Origin of the sequence: Schleiferilactobacillus harbinensis DSM 16991, assembly GCF_000425885.1 — a bacterium.
GTDB lineage: Bacteria > Bacillota > Bacilli > Lactobacillales > Lactobacillaceae > Schleiferilactobacillus > Schleiferilactobacillus harbinensis.
The window spans coordinates 1-24,044 of the sequence record NZ_AUEH01000026.1 but is presented as its reverse complement, the minus strand read 5'-3'; the positions used below and the strand labels follow the sequence as shown (position 1 = coordinate 24,044).

General features: G+C 54.0%; 20 protein-coding genes. 10 read left to right on the top strand and 10 right to left on the bottom strand.

What is annotated here, in order from left to right; translation table 11 throughout:
- Nucleotides 1–112: 112 nt before the first annotated feature.
- Entirely contained in the window at nt 113–928 is an 816-nt protein-coding gene (locus H627_RS0108975; RefSeq protein WP_027828696.1) for a hypothetical protein, read from the top strand.
- A 111-nt stretch (nt 929–1,039) separates the two neighbouring features.
- Here H627_RS0108975 and H627_RS0108970 read toward each other — a convergent pair whose 3' ends face one another.
- Together H627_RS0108970 and H627_RS17640 are read right to left on the bottom strand one after the other, a co-directional pair.
- On the bottom strand, nt 1,040–2,047 hold the full coding sequence (locus H627_RS0108970) for a serine hydrolase domain-containing protein (RefSeq protein WP_027828695.1): 1,008 nt from the start codon (nt 2,045–2,047) through the stop codon (nt 1,040–1,042).
- 16 nt (nt 2,048–2,063) lie between these two features.
- Entirely contained in the window at nt 2,064–3,893 is a 1,830-nt protein-coding gene (locus H627_RS17640) for a hypothetical protein (protein WP_051225309.1), read from the bottom strand.
- 177 nt (nt 3,894–4,070) lie between these two features.
- Between H627_RS17640 and H627_RS0108960 the strand changes: the two genes are divergently transcribed.
- Nucleotides 4,071–4,814, top strand: a complete 744-nt coding sequence (locus H627_RS0108960; RefSeq protein ID WP_027828694.1) for a gamma-glutamyl-gamma-aminobutyrate hydrolase family protein — start codon at nt 4,071–4,073, stop codon at nt 4,812–4,814.
- A gap of 5 nt (nt 4,815–4,819) precedes the next feature.
- Nucleotides 4,820–6,133 carry an APC family permease gene (locus H627_RS0108955; RefSeq protein ID WP_027828693.1) on the top strand — a complete coding sequence of 438 codons (1,314 nt, stop codon included), beginning with the start codon at nt 4,820–4,822 and terminating at the stop codon, nt 6,131–6,133.
- An 88-nt stretch (nt 6,134–6,221) separates the two neighbouring features.
- Here H627_RS0108955 and H627_RS0108950 read toward each other — a convergent pair whose 3' ends face one another.
- Nucleotides 6,222–6,641: a YjdF family protein gene (locus H627_RS0108950; protein ID WP_027828692.1), complete on the bottom strand. Its 420-nt coding sequence runs from the start codon at nt 6,639–6,641 to the stop codon at nt 6,222–6,224.
- A 267-nt stretch (nt 6,642–6,908) separates the two neighbouring features.
- Here H627_RS0108950 and H627_RS0108945 point away from each other — a divergent pair, with 267 nt between their 5' ends.
- A complete protein-coding gene (locus H627_RS0108945) occupies nt 6,909–7,304 on the top strand; it encodes a hypothetical protein (RefSeq protein WP_027828691.1) in 396 nt (131 codons plus the stop codon).
- A gap of 41 nt (nt 7,305–7,345) precedes the next feature.
- Nucleotides 7,346–7,753, top strand: a complete 408-nt coding sequence (gene arsC, locus H627_RS0108940; RefSeq protein WP_027828690.1) for an arsenate reductase (thioredoxin) — start codon at nt 7,346–7,348, stop codon at nt 7,751–7,753.
- A 181-nt stretch (nt 7,754–7,934) separates the two neighbouring features.
- Here the strand turns inward: arsC and H627_RS20915 are convergent, their stop codons facing one another.
- Nucleotides 7,935–8,015, bottom strand: a complete 81-nt coding sequence (locus tag H627_RS20915) for a putative holin-like toxin (RefSeq protein ID WP_223850077.1) — start codon at nt 8,013–8,015, stop codon at nt 7,935–7,937.
- A gap of 227 nt (nt 8,016–8,242) precedes the next feature.
- Nucleotides 8,243–9,481 carry a S41 family peptidase gene (locus H627_RS0108935; RefSeq protein WP_027828689.1) on the bottom strand — a complete coding sequence of 413 codons (1,239 nt, stop codon included), beginning with the start codon at nt 9,479–9,481 and terminating at the stop codon, nt 8,243–8,245.
- A gap of 120 nt (nt 9,482–9,601) precedes the next feature.
- Between H627_RS0108935 and H627_RS0108930 the strand changes: the two genes are divergently transcribed.
- Both H627_RS0108930 and H627_RS0108925 read left to right on the top strand, forming a co-directional pair.
- Nucleotides 9,602–10,501 (top strand): helix-turn-helix domain-containing protein, encoded by a 900-nt coding sequence (locus H627_RS0108930; RefSeq protein WP_027828688.1) that lies wholly within the window; start codon nt 9,602–9,604, stop codon nt 10,499–10,501.
- A gap of 165 nt (nt 10,502–10,666) precedes the next feature.
- Nucleotides 10,667–12,301 carry an ABC-F family ATP-binding cassette domain-containing protein gene (locus H627_RS0108925; protein WP_027828687.1) on the top strand — a complete coding sequence of 545 codons (1,635 nt, stop codon included), beginning with the start codon at nt 10,667–10,669 and terminating at the stop codon, nt 12,299–12,301.
- 471 nt (nt 12,302–12,772) lie between these two features.
- Here H627_RS0108925 and abc-f read toward each other — a convergent pair whose 3' ends face one another.
- On the bottom strand, nt 12,773–14,356 hold the full coding sequence (gene abc-f, locus H627_RS0108915) for a ribosomal protection-like ABC-F family protein (RefSeq protein WP_027828686.1): 1,584 nt from the start codon (nt 14,354–14,356) through the stop codon (nt 12,773–12,775).
- A 91-nt stretch (nt 14,357–14,447) separates the two neighbouring features.
- Nucleotides 14,448–14,588 carry a hypothetical protein gene (locus H627_RS20080; RefSeq protein WP_155827908.1) on the bottom strand — a complete coding sequence of 47 codons (141 nt, stop codon included), beginning with the start codon at nt 14,586–14,588 and terminating at the stop codon, nt 14,448–14,450.
- Nucleotides 14,589–14,695: 107 nt separating this feature from the next.
- Here H627_RS20080 and recQ point away from each other — a divergent pair, with 107 nt between their 5' ends.
- Entirely contained in the window at nt 14,696–16,519 is a 1,824-nt protein-coding gene (gene recQ, locus H627_RS0108905; protein ID WP_051225307.1) for a DNA helicase RecQ, read from the top strand.
- Here recQ and H627_RS17635 read toward each other — a convergent pair.
- The gene (locus H627_RS17635; protein WP_162143232.1) at nt 16,482–17,312 is read right to left on the bottom strand and encodes an ATP-binding cassette domain-containing protein; all 831 of its coding nucleotides are present in this window, start codon (nt 17,310–17,312) and stop codon (nt 16,482–16,484) included. The genes recQ and H627_RS17635 overlap by 38 nt on opposite strands.
- Nucleotides 17,313–17,964: 652 nt before the next feature.
- Between H627_RS17635 and H627_RS0108895 the strand changes: the two genes are divergently transcribed.
- Together H627_RS0108895 and H627_RS0108885 are read left to right on the top strand one after the other, a co-directional pair.
- Complete coding sequence (locus H627_RS0108895; protein ID WP_027828684.1) at nt 17,965–19,140, top strand: IS110 family RNA-guided transposase; 1,176 nt, start codon at nt 17,965–17,967, stop codon at nt 19,138–19,140.
- A gap of 649 nt (nt 19,141–19,789) precedes the next feature.
- A complete protein-coding gene (locus H627_RS0108885; RefSeq protein ID WP_027828683.1) occupies nt 19,790–20,770 on the top strand; it encodes a helix-turn-helix domain-containing protein in 981 nt (326 codons plus the stop codon).
- Between the two features lie 13 nt (nt 20,771–20,783).
- Here the strand turns inward: H627_RS0108885 and H627_RS0108880 are convergent, their stop codons facing one another.
- Together H627_RS0108880 and H627_RS0108875 are read right to left on the bottom strand one after the other, a co-directional pair.
- Nucleotides 20,784–22,397 carry an ATP-binding cassette domain-containing protein gene (locus H627_RS0108880; protein ID WP_027828682.1) on the bottom strand — a complete coding sequence of 538 codons (1,614 nt, stop codon included), beginning with the start codon at nt 22,395–22,397 and terminating at the stop codon, nt 20,784–20,786.
- 185 nt (nt 22,398–22,582) lie between these two features.
- The gene (locus H627_RS0108875) at nt 22,583–23,863 is read right to left on the bottom strand and encodes an RNA-guided endonuclease InsQ/TnpB family protein (RefSeq protein ID WP_027828681.1); all 1,281 of its coding nucleotides are present in this window, start codon (nt 23,861–23,863) and stop codon (nt 22,583–22,585) included.
- Nucleotides 23,864–24,044 lie beyond the last annotated feature (181 nt).

Sequence of the window (24,044 nt, the reverse complement as noted above, 5' to 3'; positions counted from 1 at the left end):
GATAAGCTGCTCAGTGGCGTTGATTGCGTACAATCTTACATTTCTGTAAGGTGATTTATTCTGACCGTTGAAGGTCTAAAATAAGGGCGTACCAGGAAGGGAGTTTTACCAAGTGAAATTGAGTAAACATGTTCTTCTTGCCGCCACTTTGCTGAGTTCGGTTGCCTTAGCGGCGGCACCGCTGGCTGCTACCAGCCAGGCGGCGGCCAGTGCCGTGACGACGGCCCCAAAGACGCAGAGTGAGGCCCTGCCGAATCCGACGACAGTGTACGTCAAACAGGCCAGCGCCCCGGTTTATTCGGATGCCCAGTTAACCAAGAAGACCGGTCGCACACTGTCCTTTGGCAGTGGCTGGCGGGCTTTTACTAAGATAACCACGGCTAGCGGTGATTTGTCTTACAACGTCGGCGGCAATCAATACGTCGCCGCAGCCGATGTGACGACCGATCCCAATAGTGTGTCTACCGTTCAGAAGCAAAACGGCGTGGTTTATGTGGCGAATAAAGCGGGTGCGGATACATATTCTTGGAAGACCGGCAAGGTGAATGGCCATCTGGCCTATGGTACGGGCTGGCGCTATGGCACCGTCACCACCAATGGCACAACCCGAGTGACTGGTTACTTTGTCAGCAGCGATCAGATTTTGCAGGTTGAGGATGTGACTGGGGCAAAGCCCGGCAGCACCAGTACGACAACCGATCCCAGCAAACTGGGCCGCGGCGTCTTCACAGTGAGGTACGCTGCGCATCCGAGTTGGAGCATTGCGAAATACACCTTGAGTAATGGGACACTGAAGTACGCTGGTTCCCTGCCGGCTGGTTCACGCTGGTTAGCGTACGGCACGATGCAGATTGGCGGTCAATATTACTTTGATTTAGGCGGCCAATTCGTTCCGGTCACTTATGGCACGTTTGCACCAGCGAAGTAAGCTGCTTGTTTGCCTAACCCGGAAAATAGAAATGAGGCTATTCCCCATCACGGGATCAGCCTCATTTTTATCTGCGCCAAATACACTGATCTGGCGTAGATAATATGTTGATTACAGTAACCGTGCGTGCCACGCGTCCCGCTGCTGATACCACGTCGCCAACCGCGGATCATCCACCGGTGTTACGTTATACACCCACGTGGTCGCCAACTGCTGCGCTGGCGCGACGTAAATGTCTGCCTGAAAGCCCAGCACTCGGCCGCCGTGCCAGGACCATCCGGCGCGCCGCAGCCAGGCAAAGCCGTAGAAATCCTTATACAACGTCATCGCTTCCTGCCACACGGCAGGGCCGAGGAAGCGGTGCTGCAAAATAGCTTGGGCCCAGCGAGTGAGGTCGGTGATCGACGTGATGATCCCACCGTCGCCGGCCGTATGGTGACCGCGGCCAATGGTAATCAAGCGGTTGTCGGCCGTGCGCAGATAACTGTCGGCCTGGGCGTATTGGGTGCCTAATTTAGTCTGCGTCATGCCTAGGGGGGCAAAGAGGCGTTGGGCAAAAATCACGCTTAACGGTGCACCCAGGATCCGTTCCACCACCGTCCCCAGCAGCAAGTAGTTGGAATTGGAATAACGGCTCTCACTGCCCGGCGTGTAGGTCAGCGGCAGCGGATTGATCAGGGCCAACGCCTGGGTCAGCGGGATGTTTTCGCCCACCGCCCGGTTCACCTGGGGATCGTCGTCGGGGGTGGCGATGGGCCGGCCCGCAACGACTTGGTCCACCACGACGTCAACATAATCCGGCACGCCGGCGGCCATGTTCAGCAGCTGGCGCAGCGTGATCTGATCGGCAAAGCGGTATTCCGGCAGGTACTCGGCCAGCTTGTCTGTCAAGTGCAGCCGTTTTTCGGCGGCCAGCATCAGGACGACCGTGGCGAGAAACTGCTTGCTCACCGAGCCGATGCCGCTGGTGGTCTGTAACGTGAAGGGGATACCCGTCGCGTAATCAGCGATGCCCCGGCTGGCCGTATACAGCACGCGGTCCGGCGTGGTTACTGCCAGAGCGCCGTTGAAATCAGCGGCGGTATTCATTTTCTCTAACTCTGAAAAATCGAAATCCATGCGTTCACCGGCTTTCTTACTGCGGCAGCTTGTCGTCTGCTACCTTGGTCGTTGCTAACCCGGTCGTGTCGCTGACCCGGGCGGTGAAACTGACGGTGTCGCCCGGTTGAATAAAGCGGGCGAAGGGATCGTTTTTAAGCGGCACACTGTAGACGACTTTTTTATCATTCAGCATCAGGTACAGGGTATCGCCGTCAATGCTGGTGCGGAAGACGGTGCCCTGGACCTTCTCTTTCTTACCGCCGCTGGCGGTGGCGGCCGAACTGTCGCCGAACAGGTCCAGGTACTTGGTCAGCGTCGTGTCGGCGTCGGTACCGGTGGCCACCGTGTTCTGGGTGCCGTTACCGGAGGCCAGCAAGTAGACGTAACTGCGGAAGGCATTGCTGGTATCGAGCATGGACACGACCCACGTGGGCTTGCCGGCGATCCGGTAAAGCATCGGCATCTTCGGCTTCCAACCAGTCTGTTTCATCATGTCCTTCGCCAGCTGCTGGGCCCGGTCCGGGGTCATCGCATCAGCATTTTCCTTATAGTAGTAACTCTTGCCGGTGGCCGCGTCGGTGAAGGCGTAGCCCATGACGGAGGTCTGGGCGGACTTGGCGCTGGTCAGGGACTGCTGATAATAGATCTGACCGTTGTACAGCATCGGCGTGACGTCTTCGTCATCGCCCTCGGTGCCGGCGCCGGTCACGGCCACCATGACACCTTGGCGCGCACCGCCGAAGCCGTTGGCGTTCCACCAGCCGTTGCGTTCCCGGCCCCAGGCCCCGATCTGACCGCTGGCGGTGGTGGGATCCACCGCAACGTCCAGCCATTTCGGCTTATCCTTCAAGTTTTTGTAGAAATGCAGGGCGCCGGTCACGGCGTTCAGCGTGACTACGCCTTTATGCCGGTAGTCCTGACGATTCGTGACCCCGTAACGTTGGACCAGGGTGCTGACGTAGTAAGGGTTGCCGCTGTCGTCCACTTCCAGTTGGGGCGCGTTGTTCATCAGCACGTAACCGGAATTAGCGGTGGCCGCGTACATCAGCCGCTGGGCATCCCGGCCAAAGTAGGCTGCCGGGGTGTAGCGCATTGGCTTTTTCACAAACTTCGGATCGGCGGACTTATTCGTGGCGTCGGTGATAAAGTAGCCGTCCACCTGCTTATACCGCAGATAGCGCCAGAAACTGCCATCAAAGTCCAGCGGCGCCACGTAGACCAGCTTATTCCGATAGACCTGGGCCCGGACATGGTCCACGGAGTAGACGTTGGCGTTGGGGATATTACTCAGGGAGTTATTGACCTGGGTCAAGACCGTGGCCGGTGTATTGACCACCGGCGCCTGCCGTTTCGTATCGGTTACTTCCGGCAGCGGGGCCTTGGCCGTGGAGGCATACGTCGTTACCGGGGCATTCAGGGCCACCCGCTTGGCGTCCAAGACGTTCATCAGGGAAAAAATCAGCACAGCCAAAACGGCCAGGCCGATGCCCAGACCGATACCGCGATTGAATAATTTGCTCGGTTTAGAATCGCCGACCACCCGGCGAGCGGCCCGGGCCTTTTTATCCCCGGTCACCAGAGTGGCAAATTCCTTGGTGCTGATGGCGCCCAGGAAGAGCGACTGCACGACACAGGCAATGACGAAGCTGCCTAAGTTGGCCATGATCGTTGTAGCCAGGCTCGGTTCCGGCAGCAGAAAGTACAGGGTGGCGTAAGCCAGGATCAGCAGGATAAGACTGACCCACGCATCGTGCCCGACCCGGCGCCAGCGCTTCTCCGCGGCCAGCCAGCCTAACCCGACCAGCGTCGCCAGCACGCCCAGCGCACAGAAGCGCAGGGTGATAAGCAAAAAGTCGATCCACATGATAGTTTTCCTCCATATAGTATGTCTGACTCGACTATACCGAATCCACCGACCGTTGCCAAGATTTTTTCTCATTCATATAACCGAATATAGCTCTGAATAAAAGGCTTGACGCTCATCGTTTGGTGGTCTAAAATGAGCACATTATTAAAAATAGTAACGAATGGAGTGAAAATCGTGAAACCAATTATTGCGATTACAGCAGATTCCTTAGTCAAGCCGTCGCCGGTGATCAACGAAAACATCGCACCGTTTGCACCGCGCCAGCTGGTAGAGGGTATTTTGGCGGCCGGGGGGATTCCCATTGTCTTGCCATTCCCGGAGGATCCTGCCGAGGCGGCGGAGGCCGCCCAGGCCGTGGTCGATACGTTTGACGGCCTGGTCATTCCTGGTGGGCCGGACATTGACCCCACGTTATTCGGTGAAGAGCCCATTCCCCAAATCGGCCGGACCAACTACGAGCGGGACGCATACGAAATCGCCCTGATCAAGGCAGCCGCATTGAAGCATAAGGCCCAACTCGGTATCTGCCGGGGCATCCAGATCATCGATGTCGCGTTTGGCGGCACCTTGTATCAAGATTTGGGTACCCAGGATCCCGATTGCCAGATTCAGCACAGTCAGAAAGCACCGGGCCAATTTCCGACCCACCATGTGACCACTACCCCCGGGTCGCAGATCAACGCCATTATCGGTGCCAAGAGCAAAGTGAACTCCCGCCATCATCAGGCTGTTCGAGCCGTGGCCACGCCGTTTAAAGCGACCGCCACAGCGCCGGACGGCGTCATTGAAGCCATCGAGCTGCAAGAAGGCGACGATATCCTGGCCGTCCAATGGCACCCGGAAAACATGTGGCAGCGGGATCCAGCGGCCCTGGCTTTATTCCAGGATCTGGTCGCCCGGGCCGGCAAGAAAGCGTGATTTAAATGAAAGCAGCCACAAATCAGAAAAACGAACTCGGTTTCTCAAGTATTATTCTTCTAGGCATTAATGGCATTATTGGTTCAGGTATTTTCCTGCTGCCCAATGCCGCCGCTAAATTAATGGGGACGGCCAGTATTTTTGTCCTGATTTTCGACGCGCTGCTGGTCTTCGCCATCGCGTTGTGTTTTGCCAAGTCGGCGACGTATTTTGAAGCCAACGGCGGCCCATATTTGTACGCCAAGGATGCCTTTGGCGGCTTTGTCGGTTTCGAAGTCGGCTTTGTCACCTGGGCGATCCGGATCATCGCGGAAGCTACCATGGCCGTCGCTTTTACGACTGCGCTGGGTTCGATCTTCCCGTATGCCGCCACGACGATTGGGAAAGACGTGATCGCCGCCACTTTGATTATCCTGCTGGCGATCATGAACATTGCCGGCGTCCGGGTATCGAAGGTCGTGAACAACGTCATCACGGTGTCCAAGCTGATTCCGCTGGTGCTGTTCATTGCCATTGGTATTTGGTTCATCAAAGGCGGCAATTTTACGCCATTATTCCCGGGCGGGCACTACACTAGCGGCAGTTTTGGCCCCGCCGCCGTCACCATGTTCTATGCCTTCACCGGTTTTGAGGGCGTCGTGGTCGCCGCTGGTGATATGCGCGATCCGGAACATAACCTGCCTCGCGCTCTGGTGATCGTGATGCTCATCGTGTTGGCCTTCTACTTATTGATTCAAGTCGTCTGCACCGGTATTCTGGGTGCCGACTTAGCGAATTCCACCACCCCGATTCAAGCTGCCTTTGGTCGGATAGCCGGCAGTTTCGGCAGTGCGCTGGTCGAGGCCGGCACACTGCTGTCCACCGGCGGATTGCTGGTCGCCTCCAGTTACATCACGCCCCGGTCCGGGGTAGCGCTGGCGGAAAACGGCATGATGCCCCCGGCACTCGCCAAGGTGAACAAAAAAGACGGTCCGTGGGTATCGATCATCGTCTCCTCCACCCTCGGCTTGATCGTGGCGCTGTCCGGGACCTTTAACTACTTAGCACAAATCAGCGCTATTTCCCGGTTTGCCCAGTATATTCCCACCTGTTTGGCGGTTCTGGTCTTCATGAAGACGAAGAAAGGTGTCCCGTCGAACTTCCACCTGCCGTTTGGTCCGGTGATTCCCGTCTTGGCCATTGTGGTCAGTATTTGGCTTTTGACCCAAGTGACGCTGATCCAGTTTGCTTGGGGCTTTGGCGCCCTGGCCATTGCGGTCCCATTTTATTTCTTGATGGCGTACAACAAGACTCGGCGCGAGCGCCAGGAAGCGGAGTAGACTGCGATCCAGTTAGCGTGACGATACGAGAAAACAAAAAATCCCATCCAGCGTTAAGTGCTGGGTGGGATTTTGCATTATCGATGCCTTAGTGGCCGCGATGTTTTGCAAGGCGTTTTTCTTGTTTCTTTAACCGTACCTTGAGCGCATGGGCCTGTTTTGTTTCCTTGCGGCGCTTCTTCTTAAGCACCAAATTCTGTTTATGCGCCAGCTTCAAAACCTGTTTGGCCTGCGGGCTGCTGCCCCGGCCGCGTATCGCCTGGCGGGCTTGACGCTTGCGCTGCTGCGCCGATTGCGCCGAGCTGGCTAACGCAGTTGTCTGGTCACCACTAGCCCAAGTCAGTGTTGACCACCGGCCGGCAATCATGGATTGAATTTGGTTGTACGTCGGCGGCTGCGTACCAAAAGTCACTTTTGCGGCTTGATAATGGCCATTGATGGTGCGTTCAAAAACACCACGATAAAATGCCTGATCGAAAAACACTGTTAACTGACTGGTTGTTGTCAAATTAACCCCTCCTAATTTCGATTCACGAAGTATGGACATCCAGGAAGGAAGGATACTGACAGCCCGAAGGCTGCGTCTGGACTACCGGCCAGACCGTGTTTTTAACTCCGCAAAGCGCATTTTCCTCGCATTAGCACCATCCGTCAAGGTTCTTCCGCTCAGCGGAGCACCGCGTCAGGGTAATTCCGTCTTGTTGTTGAATGTATTGCCGTGTTATCGTAATCATGTGAAATGGTATAGGCAGCCGTTGAAGGGCGGGATAATAATATGAAGGAAAGGTCTAACGCCGGAGTGATCGTCTTGGCGCTGGTGGCGGCAGTGGTTTATGCTGCAACTATTTATGCTTTTGGTTATTCCCTTTACTGCTGGTATAAACTGACACAGCCATACTTTGGGGTGGATTATGCCCTGGGGCAATATTTCGTCGCCATGTGTTTGGTCCTGCTAGGGATTTCAAGCCTCTTCCTGGCCTTTGGTTTAAGAAAAGCCATGCGGCCCGTCGCTGCTCCGCCGCTGGTAAAAGGGTGCTTCGCATTTGGCCTCGTCGTTTCTGCAGGTGCATTAATTAATGTCGCGGTGGCAATTCTGTTTCTGGTTGTTTTTCCGGCAGTTTTGTCTCGACTCGGGCAGCAACCACCCTATTGGCGGCCGCCAATGGTATAATGAGCGCGCTTGAAACCAGCAAAAAATGAGGTGTGATGGTTATGCCGCAGGTCTATTTTCTCTGTACCGGCAATTCCTGCCGCAGCCAAATGGCGGAGGGGTTTGCCAAGGCAATGTTAGGCCCCGCTTGGCGGGTCGCCAGCGCCGGGATCGAAGCCCACGGGCTGAACCCGTTGGCAGTCCAAGTGATGGCTGAGAAAGGGATCGATATTTCCCATAATCAGTCGAAAGTCATCGACCCGGATTATTTGCAACATTCTGATCTGGTCGTGACCCTGTGCGGCGATGCCCGGGACCGCTGTCCGGTGACGCCGCCGGCCGTTGAAAGGCAGCATTGGCCTTTGCCGGATCCGGCAAAGGTGCAGGGCACCGAGGCGGACAAGCTGCAGGTTTTTCGGGCTGTTCGTGATGAAATTCAGGGACGGGTAAAGAACTTGATTCGTCGATAGGAACGTGAAGGGCACCCAATTTAGTAACCCCCTGATTTGCGGCAAAAAAGTGTTCTTGGTATAATGGAGACATAAAAGGCCGGTGCGCTAACACCGACCGATGCAAACCGCTTTAAGAGCGGTGACAGTTTTAGACAGTAGAACTCGCCCTCAACTGGTCAAAGCTAAGGGGCGGGTCTTTTTATTTGTCCACAGCCTTGATAATCGCGCAGACCAACAGGCCAAACGTGAAAATCAGCATGAGGACTTCGTACGTACTCAAGCTACGGAAAACCTTTCGTTAGTTTATTCCATGTTCCCATGGCATTCACTTCCTTCGGGAAAAAACGCAGCCGCCGCCCTTAAAACTTCTGCTAAAGTAGTATACCATATTCCCTTATTATCTTTAAATAAAAAACCAGTTCATCGAAAAAGTGGGAAAGCACACCTAACGATGGACTGATTTTATTTTGTCTTGTCTTTTTACTATACATATACCAATGCTTTAATTTAGCGTCGCTTGTTTAAGAATCGTTCAGCAAACGCCAAATCCTTGTCCTCCTTAATCATTGCTGGCGTCCATGGCAAATGAATATCCGGCTGCACACCAACGTGGTCAATCCCTTCGCCTCGGTCGATCCAGTCAGCGCGGCTAACAGGATACATTAGATGAAAATGGTCCCAATCCTGAGTAGTTACGTTGGCATAATCCCATACGCCGTAAGTTGCTCGGCCGATAACCGTGGTTTGGGGTGATTTCTTGGCGGCCATGACGAAGGAATCCCCAGCACTGCCGCAATCATAATCGCTCAGCACCACGACTTGATGCGGCTGAACATCACCTTGGATGGGTGCATCAGGTGTATCAGTGTCAGGCAGTTCGAATGGAATCAAGCCGTCGTGCTGGTGATCTTTCAGCATTTGGATGAAATCTTCTAGAGTCGGCTGCAGCGCTGGATCAACGTTGGGCAGTATGGTTGCGACCGCCCGCTGCCAGTTATGATAATTACGCGGAGTCGCGTTGATCTGCATGCCGGTATCTGGAGAAATCGCTGAATGCGGGACGGTGCCAGTGAACATCGCTGCCAATAATGGATAGAAATTCTGATCATCGCCGCCATTGTTCACGCGCACATCAATAATCAGCTTGGGCAGTGCAGTAATTTGAGTCAAGTGATGCTGATAGAACTCATGAATGGCTGTGTAATCAGTAAAATTGGTCATCTTGACGTAACCCATGTCGGCTTGCAATTGGCGATAGGCAAATACAGCAGGCGCTGCAGTTTGCGGGAAGTGGTGCAGCGGCAATGCTTGACCATCGGCCAGGGTGATCGTCTTGGCCATCAGTAAAATGGTCTTGAACCGCTGCCGTTCAGGTACCGGGTCCAGTTCCAATTGGTGCGCAGCAGCCACTGCTGGAATCGGCAGGCCATCAATCGCCGTGATTGCCGTGCCGACGCTGAGCCGTTTCTCCTGGTCAGCGGTCAATACGTAGAGGGCCGCCCCATACCGGCGGGTAGTGAAGCCCACGGTAACCTGGGGGACGCGATCGTTGCTGAAGAAAACGTGATTGTCCCGGTATTGCTGCAAGTAGTGCTGCACCAGGTACACGAATGATTCCTCATCCGGGATGTGCTGCAACACCGCTGTGGTTGGCCGCTTCACCGGCCAGTCCTGCTTGTCTGATGCACCAGCGTAATCTACGTGCATGATATCTTCAATCTCAGCGAAAATCTTCTCGTAATCCATTTTGCCCAACTCCTTTTTAACTTGTCTCTACCATACTTGACGGTCAACCACACTTGACGGTCAACCACGGAAATGAAACAATATGGCTCATATAGTAGACATCACGAAGGGTGCGGGGAAATGACAGCATACGGGCAGACTGTTCGCCGACTCCGGCTAGGCCAAGGATTACCGCAAAAGGCAGTTTACAGCGGCATCGTGTCCCGGTCGTTTTATGCCAAATTTGAAAAGGGCCAAACCAACATCGGTGCTGACAAATTGTTTGAAATTCTGCGGCGGCTGACGATCAGTCCTAATGAGTTCCTTTTCCAGCATCGCGGGATGCGGCCGCCGGCGATTCAACAGCTTTCTAGACAAATTGACCAAGACTACCAAGCTGGCGACCTCCAGGCATTGCGGGATTTCTATACGGCGAATCGCTATCACCGACTGCCGGAAATGCGGGCGTTGGCGTTGCGAGCATATACGGGCGTCTATACCGCAAATCAAAATATATTGCACATGAGCAATGCGCCCATCGCGGAAGTCCAGGCACTGCTGGCCCAGACGCCGCAGTGGACTTTGAGTCAAGCGCGCTTGATTATTGAAACCAATCTGCTTATTCCGCTGAGTAATCCGCAGCACCAGGCCTTTTTCCGCCAAGCGGTGGCAACGCTGCGGGACTACCTGGCATTTGATGACCAGGTGGCCAACGATTTGGGCGGGGCCTATTTGAACGAGATTCAAACCCAGCTGATTGCGGGGCGGTTGCCCGCTGCGGCCACCCTGGCGGCCGAATTGCAGACGCTGAGTGCGCAAATAGCCGCCACGACCATCAAATTGACGGCTGCCTTTTGTCAGTATCTGATTGGATTGTATACAGACTATCCAGCAGTCGAACCGCAGCTCACGACGTTTTTAGCCTGGTGCAAGCAGCTGAACTTGCCCGACACCCGCGACTTCGGCCTCATTGCCGCGGTCCATCGCGACCGCGGCCGCAATCACTATGACCGCCACCAGTATTTCGACCATCGTGAATAACCGCACGTGTCCCCATTGTTTATTTTCTCAACATCTGATACCCTTAGAGAATCTGAAGGAAACTTTCTACCCGTGGCAACCTTGTCTCACTGCGCAGCGCAGTGGGCGAGGTTGCCATCTATTGTATTGATTCCCACTACAACGATAAGAAAAGTGAGGTACGCCTTGTTAACTGTAACGAATGTCTCCATGACTTTCTCCGATCGTAAACTCTATGAAGACGTTAATTTAAAATTCACACCGGGTAACTGCTACGGCATTATTGGGGCCAATGGCGCCGGCAAGTCCACGTTCTTGAAAATTCTGTCCGGCGAGCTGACCCCGACGACGGGGACGGTGCAGCTGGATCCCCACGAGCGGATGAGCAATCTGCGGCAGGACCACTTTGCCTTCGATGACCAGACCGTGCTGAACACGGTGATTCAAGGCTATGAACGGCTGTATGCGGTGATGCAGGAGAAGGATGCCTTGTACGCCAAGGCGGACTTCTCTGAAGAAGATGGGCTCAAAGCAGCTAATTTGGAAGCTGAGTTTGCGGAAATGGACGGCTGGAACGCTGAATCCGACGCGGCCCAACTGCTGCAGGCGCTGGGCATCGGCGACAGCGAGCACACGAAGCTGATGCGCGAATTGCCGGAGGGACAAAAGGTCAAGGTATTGCTGGCTCAGGCACTGTTTGGTTCGCCGGACGTGCTGCTGCTGGATGAACCGACTAACGGGCTGGATCCCGAAACCATCGATTGGCTGGAAAACTGGCTGGCGGACTACGACAAGACTGTCCTGGTCGTCAGCCATGACCGGTATTTCTTGAATAAGGTCTGCACGATGATGTGCGATGTGGATTTCGGCAAAATCGAAATGTTCGTCGGCAACTACGATTTCTGGTTGGAATCCAGCAAGCTGGCCCAGCAGCTGCGCTCGAACCAGAATGCGAAGAAGGAAGAACAGATCAAGCAGTTGCAAGAGTTCGTGGCGCGTTTCTCCGCGAATGCCTCGAAATCCAAGCAGGCGACAGCCCGGAAGAAGCAGCTGGATAAGATCACGCTGGACGATATCAAACCCAGCAGCCGCAAGTATCCGTTCATTAAATTCGAACCGGAGCGGCCCCTGGGCAATGATTTAGTCCGGGTGGACCACGTATCGAAGACGGTGGATGGCGTTAAGGTGCTGGATAACGTCAGCTTCACGCTGCGCCCCGGCGATAAGACGGCGATCATTAGCCGCAACGACGTGACGGCGACGCAGCTGATGCGCCTGCTGGCCGGTGATGACCAGCCGGACACCGGCACGATCACCTGGGGTGTAACCACAAATCGGGCTTACATGCCGAAGGACTTGACCCCGGAATTCAGCGATGACTCCCTGGATATCTTGTCCTGGCTGCGCCAGTTCGTGAAGAGCAAGGAAGAAGACGACAACACCTTCCTCCGCGGTTTCCTTGGCCGGATGCTGTTCTCCGGCGACGAGGTGCTCAAAGCCACGCCGGTGCTGTCTGGTGGTGAGAAAGTCCGCAGTTACTTAGCCAAACTCATGCTCAGCAAGGCCAATGTGCTGCTGCTGGACGATCCGACGAACCACTTGGATCTGGAAAGTATCACCGCGCTCAACGACGCGCTGATCGACTTTACCGGGGCTGTGATTTTCACCAGCCATGACCACCAGTTTATCCAGACGATTGCCAACCATATTATTGAAGTGGGTCCGCTGGGCGTCGTGGATCGGGCGGATATGCATTATGATGATTTCTTGGCGCATAAGGTGGCACAGGAACAGGTGGCGGCGATTTATCCGCAAGATTAGTCATTTTTATAATTGGTATATACTGAACTTTAACGGTTTATGAATGACACAAACGCCCTGTCTGTAAGTGGATTTCCCACTTTTGGACAGGGCGTTTTTATATCAGAAAATGTAATGGAATATGGTATACTGTTTTGGCAGGAGTTTAAAGGGCAGTGGTCGCGGTTTTTCCCAGAAGGAGGGATGTCCAGGGATGGGCAAACTAACGAAAGGTTTTCGCGGCTGTGACGGATTACGAAGCGCTAATGCTGATGCTGACGTTTGGGCTTTTATTAGTCCAAATTATGAAGCACAACGATAAGGACTAAAAAAACCTGCCCCCTATAGCTTTGGCAAGTTAGGGACAGGAAACTGACTTTAACATGACCACCGCTCTTTAAGCGGTTTGCACGGGGCTGGTGTTGTCGCACTAGCCCTTTTTCTATCTAAATTATACCAAGCAAGTTTTTATTTCGCAAATCAAACGGGTTGCTAGTTTGCCGTATCCCAATCCCGCTGCACGATCCGCTGCTCCGCAATATGCAGCTCCTGATCACACAGCTTCCGCAGCAAATACCGATCGTGGGAAACGATCAGCAGCGTCCCCGAATAGTCCGCCAACAGCGTCTCGATTTCCTCCCGGGCGGCAATGTCCAGGTGGTTGGTCGGTTCGTCCAGGATCAGCAAGTTGATTTTCCGTTGCAGCAGCTGTAACAGGACCAGCCGAATTCGTTCGCCGCCAGAGAGGTCTTGGAGCCGGCGGGCGGCGTCTTCAGCGAAAAAACCGAAGCGGGCCATGGCTTGCCGGGCCGCCTGTTCGTTGGGCATAAAGGCTTGTACATGGGCCAGCAGCCGGTCCTGGGGCTGGTCGAATTGCGGATTCTGGGGCAGATAGCCAGCCTGCACACTGGCCCCCAGGTTCACCGTACCGCTGGTAGGTGGCAGCTCGCCCAGAATGAGTTTGACCAGCGTGCTTTTGCCCGTCCCGTTGGCGCCAGTGACCGCTACCCGGTCGCCGCGGTGGATCTGGAAGGCGGCATGGTCAAAAAGCACCCGGTCGCCAAACGCGGCGCCCAAATCTTTGGCGGTGATGACGTCGTTACCGGACCGGCCGGCGGTGCGGACGTCCTGCAGCCGGTGTTTCGGCGGCTGGGGTACTTGAATGACTTGAATCTTCGCCAAGCGCTTTTCCAGCTCCTTGGCCTTCCGGTAGAACTTCTCGTTTTGGCTCTCGTTGCCCCATTGCCGATACTGGCGAATCTGCAGTTGCAGTTTCCGAATTGCTTTGGCCTGCAGGTCGTGGTCTTTTTGAATGCTGGCCAGGCGTTCGGCCTTCAGCGTCACATACCGCGAGTAATTGCCCGGATACGTGACCAGCTCGCCGTCTTCGATTTCCCAGGTTTGGGTGGTGACCCGATCGAGGAAGAAGCGATCGTGGGAAATGACTAAATAACCGGTCTTGCCTTTGAGCAAAAACTGCTCCAGCCACTCGATGCCGGCGGTATCCAAGTGGTTCGTGGGTTCGTCCAGTAGCAGAAAATCGGCATCGGACAGCAGCAATTGGGCCAGTGCGACCCGCATCCGTTCACCGCCGGACAGGGCATTGACCGGTGTGTCCCGGTAAGGCCAAATGTCCAGCCCCTTCATCACGGTGTTGATCCGGTCCGCAAAGGCATAGCCGCCCCGTTCCTCAAAGTTTTGTTGCAGGTCGGCATAGCGGGCGAGGATTTTCTCTAGGTCGGCCTCCGGCTGGCTCATCTGGTCTTCACAATAGCGCAGCGCGTCCTGCAGTTTGGTCAACGCCGGTTGGCTGGCACCAAGAAAGGCGGTGACGGTGGCGGTGGTATCGATCAGCTGCTGGTTCAGGTGGGCAATGGTGGCGTCTTTGGCGCGGCTGACGACGCTGGCATCGGGCTGCTCGCTGCCCAGCAGGATATTCATCAGGGTGGACTTGCCGGTGCCGTTGGCGCCGACCAGGGCGACCCGGTCGCCGGCGGCAAGCTGGAGGGAAATATCGGTGAAAATCGGTTCGTGATCAAATTGTTTAGTGATTTGGCTGGCTTGCAGTAATAACATGTTTTTTCTCCTTTAAGTTTCCGGAGAACGCAAAAGGCCATGGCAATCACGCACCATGGCCCTACTCTCTAATGGTTAGGCGTCTCGGCGGTCATTGGTTTCGTGTCATTCGGCTGTTTTTGGACAGACTGGTCCCGTCAGCAACCCGAATAAAACCAAGGGATTGACGAAAAGAAACGCCAAAGCGCACAATATCTGTTTCAATACTGTTCGTCTTTTCGTAACCGCGCATGATGTCTAACCTTCTTCCGTGAATTAATTACATTCAGGATACCGGAAACTGCCGCAAATAGCAACGCACTTTGCGTAATCTATACATAACCAGTCAGGGCACGTACAATGGGGGAAAAGAACAGGAGGATCACTTTGGCAAACACAGAGGCAGAACAACTACTGCAAGAGAAATTCGGGTACGATCACTTCCGGACGGGTCAGGAACAGGCCATTGATCGGGTGCTGGCGGGGGCTAACACGCTGGTGATCATGCCCACCGGCGGCGGCAAGTCGCTGTGTTACCAGATTCCAGCGCTGCTGCTGCCGGGGTTGACGGTGGTGGTGTCGCCTTTGATCGCCTTAATGAAGGACCAGGTGGACGCGCTGAACGATAACGGCATCCCGGCGACCTTTATTAATAGTGCCATCGATTTTCGAGAAATTGACGAGCGCCTGCGCCAAGCGGCCATGGGTGAAGTGAAGCTGCTCTACGTGGCCCCGGAACGCTTTGAGTCCGATGAGTTCGTGGCTGCGTTGAACGGCATTCAGATCAGCCTGCTGGCGATTGATGAGGCCCACTGTATTTCCCAGTGGGGCCACGATTTCCGGCCCAGTTATTTGGCGCTGGCCGCGGTGCCGGAACGGCTTACCAGCCATCCGGCGGTAATCGCGCTGACGGCCACCGCCACACCGCGGGTGGCCCAGGATATTCGCCAGCGGCTGGGGATTCCAGCGGCTGGCTTGATCAATACTGGGTTTGCCCGGGATAACTTGAGCTTTCAGGTGGTGCGGGATCAGGATGAAGACAAGTATCTGGTGGACTATTTAAAGAAAAACCCGAATCAATCCGGGATTATTTATGTGAGTACACGGAAAGAAGTTGATCGGCTCTACACGCTGCTCGCCCGGAAGAAATTGCCGGTGGCCCGGTACCATGCCGGCATGGCTGATATGGACCGGGCAGCCAGCCAAGAAGACTTCTTATTCGACCGCAAACCGATTATGATCGCGACCAACGCGTTTGGCATGGGTATTGATAAGAGCAACGTGCGTTTCGTCATCCATGCGCAAATGCCCAAAGACCTGGAATCCTACTATCAGGAAGCTGGCCGGGCCGGGCGGGATGGGCTAGAGAGTGACGCTATTTTGCTGTTCAAACCGGCGGACGTGCAACTGCAGCATTTCTTCATTGAACAATCTGATGCCGACGAGGCCCATAAGCACCTGCAGTATCAAAAATTGCAGACGATGATTCAGTACGCGAATACCGATCAGTGCCTGCAACAGTTTATTCTGCGTTATTTCGGTCAAGAAGATACTGAACCTTGCGGCCGGTGCAGCAATTGTTTGGATACTCGGGAAGCGGTGGATGTGACCACGGATGCCCAGAAAGTGCTGTCCTGTGTGGTCCGGGTGCATGAACGGTTCGGCAAAGTCGTGATTGCTCAGATCTTGGCGGGGGCTAACAACCAGCGTATCCGCCAGTGGCGCTTGGATGAGCTGTCGACTTATGGGCTCATGCAGCATCAGCGGCAAAAGGAGATCAGTACTTTCATCGACTTCTTAACGGCTGGGGGTTGGCTGGTCACTAAGGGCGGCCAGTATCCAACACTGGCACTGACCCAAACTGGGGCTGCTGTGCTGCGCGGGCAGGAGAAGGTGTTCCGTAAGACGGCCATCAAAGCCCGAAAGAGCTTGCCGGCTGATGACGCTACCTTTGAGACGCTGCGCCAAGTCCGCCGGCAACTGGCAGAAGACACCAAGCTGCCGCCGTACATGATCTTCCCGGACCAAACGTTGAAGGCAATGAGCAACGAGAAACCGCAGACCCTAGAAGAGATGTTGGCCATCAAGGGTGTGGGCGAAATGAAGCTGGAGAAATACGGCCAGATTTTCTTAGACGCGTTGACTGTTAAGCCGACTGTGCACTCAGCTGATCCAGGTGAATAACCCGGTCATACTGGGCCTGCACTGCCGCCGGCACCTGGTGACCAACTTCAATTAAGGTCTCCGGCCCGCTGAGAAATTCCCGACGCACCTTGTCGGCCAGCTGATCGTCCAAGGCCGACGTGGCTTCATCGGCCAAAAGGACCGGTCGTTGGTGCAGCAGCGCCCGGGCAATTTCGATTCGCTGGATCTGGCCGCCAGAGAGATTTTGACCATTTTCGACGACTTGGTAATCCAGGCCCTTATCCGCGACCAGTGCGGCCAAACCGGCAGTTTGAACTGCAGTCATCACGGCTTTGTCAGAAAATGATGCACCCAAAGTAATGTTGTATCGCAGAGTATCGTTGAATAGAAAAGGTGTCTGCTTCACGAGCCCGAAGTGTTGGCGCAAAGCGACACGATTGATCTGGCTGGCTGAAATGCCGCCCACTGTGTAGGTGCCGCTGGCCAAAGGGATTTCGCCCTGGAGAACCCGGAGCAGTGTGGATTTACCAAAACCAGAGGGAGCCATCAGCAATACCTTCTCTCCGGGGGTGATGTGCAGCGTGATGTCGTGCAAAATGGTCCTGTTCGCAATCTTCACGGTGGCATGCTCAATCATCAAACTGTTAGCGGCAGTCTGGGGCAGTGCCTGGCCAGCATCCGTGGCCGCCGCCATGGCCTTTTCTGCCGTGCGGATTCGATTCAACACTGGCTTAGCGGCATTCCGCTGGTTATAGGCATCAAGTGCATCCAGCAAGGGATTGCGCAGGTCATTTGATAATTGCACGATGCCCATGAAACTTGCCAGGGTCAAAGTTCCTTGGATGACGCGCCACATCCCAAGACCATAAGGTAGGGTAGCAAAACCCCCAGGACCATGAGCGCAGTGAGACCGCTGGCGGACACCGTACCGATTAAAAAATTCATGTGAAAAAGTCGGTTCTCCAGCGTCGTGGCTAATGTCCTGGTACGCTTTTTAACTGCGCCATTGGCCTGATAGGCCCGCGCAGTATCCAACCCGGCTAAGAAATCCTTCAGTTGCCCGGTCCAGGCTGCATTCGCCTGTGACCAGTGTTGGGACGCGCGACTGATGGTTTTTTGTGTCAAATAAGAAATACCCATGGGGAGCAGATTACCGATAAAAAACTATCAGAGGGTTGCACCCTCGTAACCATGACCAGGAAGTAGACCAACCCACGGGCCATCGCCCGTGCCAGCGGCGTTGCGCTGGTGTGCACCGGTCGGCCAATTCTCGTGACTTATGCCTTCATTCCCGATACACTGGGATTGGAGGCATTTTCACTGTTTGCCGTAGGCTTTATTGGGATTGACCCCGTATAAAAAACTGGCAGTCTCTGGCTCGTGAGTATCAACCAATTGTCGCTTCGAGCACGTATGAAAAATTACACTCCTCTTGGGCCAGGTAGTGAAGCCGTCTCCACCATCAACTTTAGGAGGTGTCTCTGATGGAAGTGATTATCGAGCGCGTTGCCGGTATCGACGTCCACCAGAAATCAATCACAGTCAGCACCTTGATCGGTGCAGCTGACAAGAAACCCAAGCGAAAACTGAATACGTTTGAGACGACTACTGATGCTTTAAAAGCATGTGGGCGTTGGCTTGAACATCAAGAGGCCGATGTGGTAATTATGGAAAGTACTGGCCAATATTGGCGGCCAGTTTGGAAGATTCTTGAGACCTTCGGTTTCAAGATGATCTTGTGCGACCCCCGGATGATCAAAACCATGCCCGGCCGAAAAACGGATCGGCTAGACGCTGAGTGGATTGCCGAACTCGGCCGGTGTGGCCTGGTCAGTCCCAGTTATGTGCCTACAGCTGAAATCACGGAATTACGAGAAACCACGCGTACTCGAAAAGCGATGGGCCACGATGTCACAGCCTATCGGAACCGTGTCCACAATATTCTGCAACGTTCGAACATTAAGTTGACTTCGTTCGTTTCCGATATTTTTCACGGTTCCGGTCTGAAGCTGGTCAACATGTTGATCAACGGTGAGAAGATCGACTTGGACAGCGTGGCCGCCAATATGCACGGTGGGATGAAACATTGTCCAGAACAAATACTTCGTGCCATGGACGGTGAGTTAACCGCCAACGACCGCAAACTGATCGGTATCAATATGAATCACCTTGCTTATCTGGACCAAGCTCTTGCCAAGCTGGATGAGTTAATTGAAGAACAGCGAAAGCCCCTTTGGGACCTGTATCTTCGCCTGCAAACCATCCCGGGTATAAGCGAGAGAATCGCGACCACGATCATAGCGGAAGTAGGTGCCGACGTTACTGCTTTTGAAAACGGCCACGCTTTGGCCTCTTGGGTAGGCTTAGCTCCCGGAAATTACCAGTCAGGCGGTTACACCCGCAATGCGCGGATCACGCATGGTAATAAATATCTGAAAACAGCCATGATTACGGCTGCTTTGGGTGCCAAGGCCCGAAAAGAAGGCGGCCTGAAGGACTTCTTCTATCGGCTCTCTTCTCGCATGGGAAAGATGAAAGCCATAGTGGCCCTTGCTCATAAGATGATCCGCATTGTGTACGTCATGATTCGAGAAGGATCCACATACGAAGAGTACAAAGACCAAAACCGTCAGATTCAACCGGTAATTGTTTCTGGCTAGTCGGTAAGACCTATATTTTTTCCACGGCTGAGGAGCCCTCTTTTTGTTGTGCCCAGAAACACCGTTTGAAGACATTTCTTCCATGAAAAAAGCGAGAGAAATAAACCAGTCCAGATAGAAGGTCCCGACTAGTGCGCCAACAAACGTCAGCATATCCCGCAGAATAAATAGTTCGTTGAGTGTGCCGTTAGTCTCTAACAACTTCAAGTCATTCGTCATCAACGAAATACTCTGGCCGCTATTTGTCGTGAGCGGCGCGTCGTCTACCAAGTATTGAATCAGTAAGGTTTTGACTCGCAGATTGACGGTGCGGACGATAACCGCCCGCATGGTTTTCAGAAGCCACTGAGCAATCCCCCAGGAGACGAATATGCCTAGCCCCAATTCAACGCTGCTCATAAATAACGAGGTATTCCGCGTAGTGGCGGCCGTAAAAAAGCGGGTCGTAATCCAGGCGTTTCCCACATTACTGATGCTAGAAAATATGCTGATCAGTAGATAGAGACCAACCTGCCATTTCTTACCATAACGCCAAACAATCATTGTCATCATGCCTTTCTTAGCTTGTGGCCCCAGTGTAGGAAGAATAGAATGGGCGCGAGCGGCAAATGTCATATATGACCGTCCAGGCTAAGAAGGTGGGGATAAAATGGCTGAATTGGGTGCTACCGTCCGGCAGATACGCCAGAACAAGGGATTGACTCTGGCTGAGGTGGCCGATGAGCAGATGACGGCCTCGTTTCTTTCAAAATTTGAGCGCGGCGTGACGGATATCAGTACGGATCGCTTTCTCCATGTACTGGATCGGATCTTCACGACACCGGAAGAATTCTTCTACGTTCATTTGGGCCCGACAGCAACCAAGACGTGGGGCCAAGACGGTTACTATAACCGCAACACGATGTTTCGCCGGTTGTTTGGTCAAGGCTTGCACCTCACGTCGAAAGCAGAGGAACAGCAGACTCTGGCCGATGTTACGGCTCGGGAACAAGCCGGCTTTGCCCGGTATCAGAACGCGCCAACATTGATCAATACGTTGTACTGGCGGGTGCAGCAAGTAATGAAGCAGGAAGTCGTGAGTGTTTTGCATGATGAACCGCTTTTTATCAAAAAACATAGCACAGGCGAGTATTCTCGCGAGGCTATGCATTATTTGTACAATGTGAATGATTGGGGCGAATTTGAACTCTACGTTTTTGTCATTTTCGCGGCAGCGATGCGACCGGATGATGAGCGGCGGCTGTTTCAAGTGGCGCTCAAGCGCAGTCAGAAATACAGCAGCTTCCCCGCAGCGCCTAAACTGCGGTTCCATCTGATTTTCAACCAGCTGTTTCTAGAAATGAACCGGCAGGCGTATGCCGTCGTTGCTGAGGAGCTGCCTCAATACGCAGCACTGCTCACCGCGGATCCTGATGCGGAACAGGAGATCTGGTATCGGTTTATTCGGGCGTGGTGGCTTTATCGAACCGACCATCAGGTGGAAGCGGCGGCGCTGGGTGATAGCACAGTTAAGCTGGCCACGACGCTCCGAATGACGAAAATGGCCCAATTTGTGCAATCTGAATTAGCAGTCGTCGCTACCCACGGACCGGAACATGACTTTTCGTTCTTCCAGCAAGTGGTGGAATGAGTGCCACGATTATTTAGGCAGATTGCGCGGTACTGATCTGGTCCAGGTGAATAACCCGGTCGTACTGGGCCTGGACCGCCGCCGGCACCTGATGCCCGACCTCAATTAATGTTTCCGGTCCGCTGAGAAATTCCCGGCGCACTTTATCAGCTAATTGATCGTCTAGGGCCGACGTGGCTTCATCAGCCAGCAGGACCGGCCGTTGACGCAGCAGCGCCCGGGCGATTTCAATCCGCTGGATCTGGCCGCCGGAGAGGTTTTGGCCGTTTTCGACGACTTGGTAGTCCAGTCCCTTATCCGCGACCAGATCACCCAGACCGGCGTCAGCGACGGCGGTCATCACGGCCGCATCGGAGAACTCCGCGCCTAACGTGATGTTGTAGCGTAACGTGTCATTGAAGAGAAACGGTGTCTGTTTGACCAGACCAAAGTGTTTGCGCAGGGCGACTCGATTGATTTTCGCCGCCGGGATACCCGCCACGGTGTAGTGCCCGCTGGCCAACGGGATCTCGCCCTGCAGGACCCGCAACAGCGTCGATTTACCGAAACCAGACGGCGCCATGAGCAAGACTTTCTCCCCCGGCGTAATCGTCAGATTCACATTCTGCAGAATCGGCTTGTCGCCAATTTTCACAGTGGCATCCTGCATGACCAAATCACCAGTGGCAGTTGGCGCTAAGTTCTCGCCGTCGTCGGTGGTCGCTGTCAGGGCAGTATTTGCCTCGTTGATCCGCTTCAGCACAGGCTTTGTCGCGCCCCGCTTATTATAGGCGTCTAGCGCCTCCAGCAGCGGATTGCGCATATCATTGGACAATTGCACGACCCCAATGAAGCTGGCCAGCGTCGACCCACCGATGATGATGTGCCAGACCCCAACGCCGAAGGGGAATAGCACGCCCAGTACCAGGGCAAAGACCATCGCCACCGCTTGCACCGTGCCGATCAGAAAGTTCATGTGGAACAATCGGCCTTCCAGCGCCGCCGCTAGAATACCGGTGCGTTTCTTCACCGCGCCGTTGGCCTGATAGGCCCGGGCCGTGTCCAGACCAGCGAGAAAGTCCTTCAACTGCCCGGTCCACGAGGCATTGGCCGCGGACCATTGCTCGGAAGCGTGGCCGATCATGCCCTGGGTCAGGGCAGAAATCCCGGCCGGTAGCAGATTACCGACGAAGAAGGCCAGCGCCGTCAGCCAATCAAAGGCGAAGGCCCCAACGAGCGCCCCGACGAAGATCAACGCGTCAGTTAGGATGAGCAGCTCGTTGGTGGTGCCGTTCGTCTCCAGCAGCTTCAGATCATTCGTCATGAACGAAATATCCTTGCCGCTATCGGTGGTCAACGGTTCATCATCCACCATGTAGCGGATCATGATCGTTTTGATCCGCAGATTCACCGTGCGAATGATCGTCGCGTTCATCACCATTAACAGCCATTGTGCCACGCCCAGACCAATGAAGATACCCAAGGCAAAGACAGCGCTGGCCAGAAACATATTCAAATTTCGGGCGGTCGCTGCGGCAATGAACCGGGATAAGATCCAGGCCATCCCCACATTTGCCGCACTGGCTGCCAGACTGATCACCAAGTAAAGTAACAACTGCCATTTCTTTCCATAACGCCATACAATCATGATTAGCCACTCCGTTCCTTTTTTCGGTACCAAATGGTACTAAATAAGATAATTGCCGGTTCTCCAGACGATGGTCTGTCCGAGATGCTCTCAGCCAACTAACGTAGCCTGGCAGTCGAGTCTAACACTGATTCCCGGCCTTGAAGTTCCCGTGAACGTCGGGTATGGAGGCTCGCGCCTCGATCTTATTCAGTTGCCGTAAGGACCGTATAGTCTGTTGCTTGTTGCAAGTTGATCGCAGCGTTAACGTCGCGGTCGATGGATAATCCGCAGTGCGGACAAATGAATTGGCGGACGGCCAGATCTGCCATCGTACCGTGGAATTGAGCTCGATTATAAGTGCCGCAGGTGCTGCATAACTTGGTGCTGGGATACCAGGTACCGACTTCACGCAATTCAATACCGTGCTTTTGACACTGCCACGTGAGCCAGGTCTTGAAGTAAGCAAGTCCCAGCTTTTGCAAACTGGGCGCCAGCTTGGGATTGGCCTTCATCCCTTTGATGTTGAGTTTTTCCACGGTGATATGCGGCGGTTTAAGCTGAACAATTTGAGCAATGGCTTGGCGTACCGTTTCTTTGTTGATCTTTGCCAGTTTAGCTGACCAGCGGGCCAGATAGTATCGAGCCTCTTCGATGCCTCGACTGGTCAGATAGCCAGCCTTTTGATGCGGGTGATTCTTGGCAAAACTCTTTTCGGCCGCAATTTTGCGCCGTGCCAACCGGGCCTGCCAGCGTTTCTTCATCTTTTCCACGTGGTAGTAATAGGGCGTTTTGGCAATATTGATAAACTTTTTGCCGGTATTCAAAATAGCCATATCTTTGATGCCCAGATCAATGCCCAGGCCTAACTTGGTATCCGCGTAAGAGACCGGCCGTGTTGGTGCCGGCTCATCGGTAGCCACCACCCAATAATCATTCGCCCAACGGCTGACCCAACAGCCAGTGATGTGATATCCAGTTTTCTGAAGCCGGTCATCAGTGGGCAAATAACCAAATTCAGAAAGCCGCAGCCAACCAATCAGTGGTAATCTAATGCGGTCGCGCTGAACGCGGATCGAACCGCTGAAGTAAGTAACTTGGCGGGCGTGATAGCCCTTGAAGCGCGGTTCTTTTGTTAGACCTTTGAAATAGTTCTGGAAAGCCCGTTCAGCATCGCGAAAGGCTTGCTTTCGAGTCTTTTGCGGGGCTTGATCCCACCAGGCCGGATAGGAACCGCTGACCCGGATAACGTGGTTGAACACCTTCTCAAACTCCGCCGCAGAGATATAAAACTGGTTCCGTGTTTCTTTAGGCAGTTCTTTGAAAGCGTCGTAGTCTGGATAAAGCCGCTTGCGCGTTTCCAGCAAGCCAAACTGCACGCTGCGATAAAGATTGTACAGTTTACGTTTAACAGCCATGCATAGGACCAAAAAATCATTCTGGGCATCATTGGCCACGTGGAGTTTAGTCTTATAACTGCGGGTCATGGGCTCTGTCCTCCTAATCAGCTGTTCTGTGTCGTCAATAGCAGTGGGAAACGTATGTTCTTGATAACCAATTTTATCAAAGCTGTCCCCAATCGACAACATTCTAACCGTCAACAGTAACGCAGGCCCATCCCTTGTAAGACAACACTCACAGTTGTGAGATAACAGAAAAGTGTCAAAT

Excerpts from the sequence above, each read along its gene's own strand:
- H627_RS0108970 (WP_027828695.1), bottom strand. The coding sequence starts at position 2,047 with ATGGATTTCGATTTTTCAGAGTTAGAGAAAATGAATACCGCCGCTGAT.
- H627_RS17640 (WP_051225309.1), bottom strand. The coding sequence starts at position 3,893 with ATGTGGATCGACTTTTTGCTTATCACCCTGCGCTTCTGTGCGCTGGGC.
- H627_RS0108955 (WP_027828693.1), top strand. The coding sequence starts at position 4,820 with ATGAAAGCAGCCACAAATCAGAAAAACGAACTCGGTTTCTCAAGTATT.
- H627_RS0108945 (WP_027828691.1), top strand. The coding sequence starts at position 6,909 with ATGAAGGAAAGGTCTAACGCCGGAGTGATCGTCTTGGCGCTGGTGGCG.
- arsC (WP_027828690.1), top strand. The coding sequence starts at position 7,346 with ATGCCGCAGGTCTATTTTCTCTGTACCGGCAATTCCTGCCGCAGCCAA.
- H627_RS0108935 (WP_027828689.1), bottom strand. The coding sequence starts at position 9,481 with ATGGATTACGAGAAGATTTTCGCTGAGATTGAAGATATCATGCACGTA.
- H627_RS0108930 (WP_027828688.1), top strand. The coding sequence starts at position 9,602 with ATGACAGCATACGGGCAGACTGTTCGCCGACTCCGGCTAGGCCAAGGA.
- abc-f (WP_027828686.1), bottom strand. The coding sequence starts at position 14,356 with ATGTTATTACTGCAAGCCAGCCAAATCACTAAACAATTTGATCACGAA.
- H627_RS20080 (WP_155827908.1), bottom strand. The coding sequence starts at position 14,588 with ATGCGCGGTTACGAAAAGACGAACAGTATTGAAACAGATATTGTGCGC.
- recQ (WP_051225307.1), top strand. The coding sequence starts at position 14,696 with ATGGGGGAAAAGAACAGGAGGATCACTTTGGCAAACACAGAGGCAGAA.
- H627_RS0108895 (WP_027828684.1), top strand. The coding sequence starts at position 17,965 with ATGGAAGTGATTATCGAGCGCGTTGCCGGTATCGACGTCCACCAGAAA.
- H627_RS0108885 (WP_027828683.1), top strand. The coding sequence starts at position 19,790 with ATGGCTGAATTGGGTGCTACCGTCCGGCAGATACGCCAGAACAAGGGA.
- H627_RS0108880 (WP_027828682.1), bottom strand. The coding sequence starts at position 22,397 with ATGATTGTATGGCGTTATGGAAAGAAATGGCAGTTGTTACTTTACTTG.
- H627_RS0108875 (WP_027828681.1), bottom strand. The coding sequence starts at position 23,863 with ATGACCCGCAGTTATAAGACTAAACTCCACGTGGCCAATGATGCCCAG.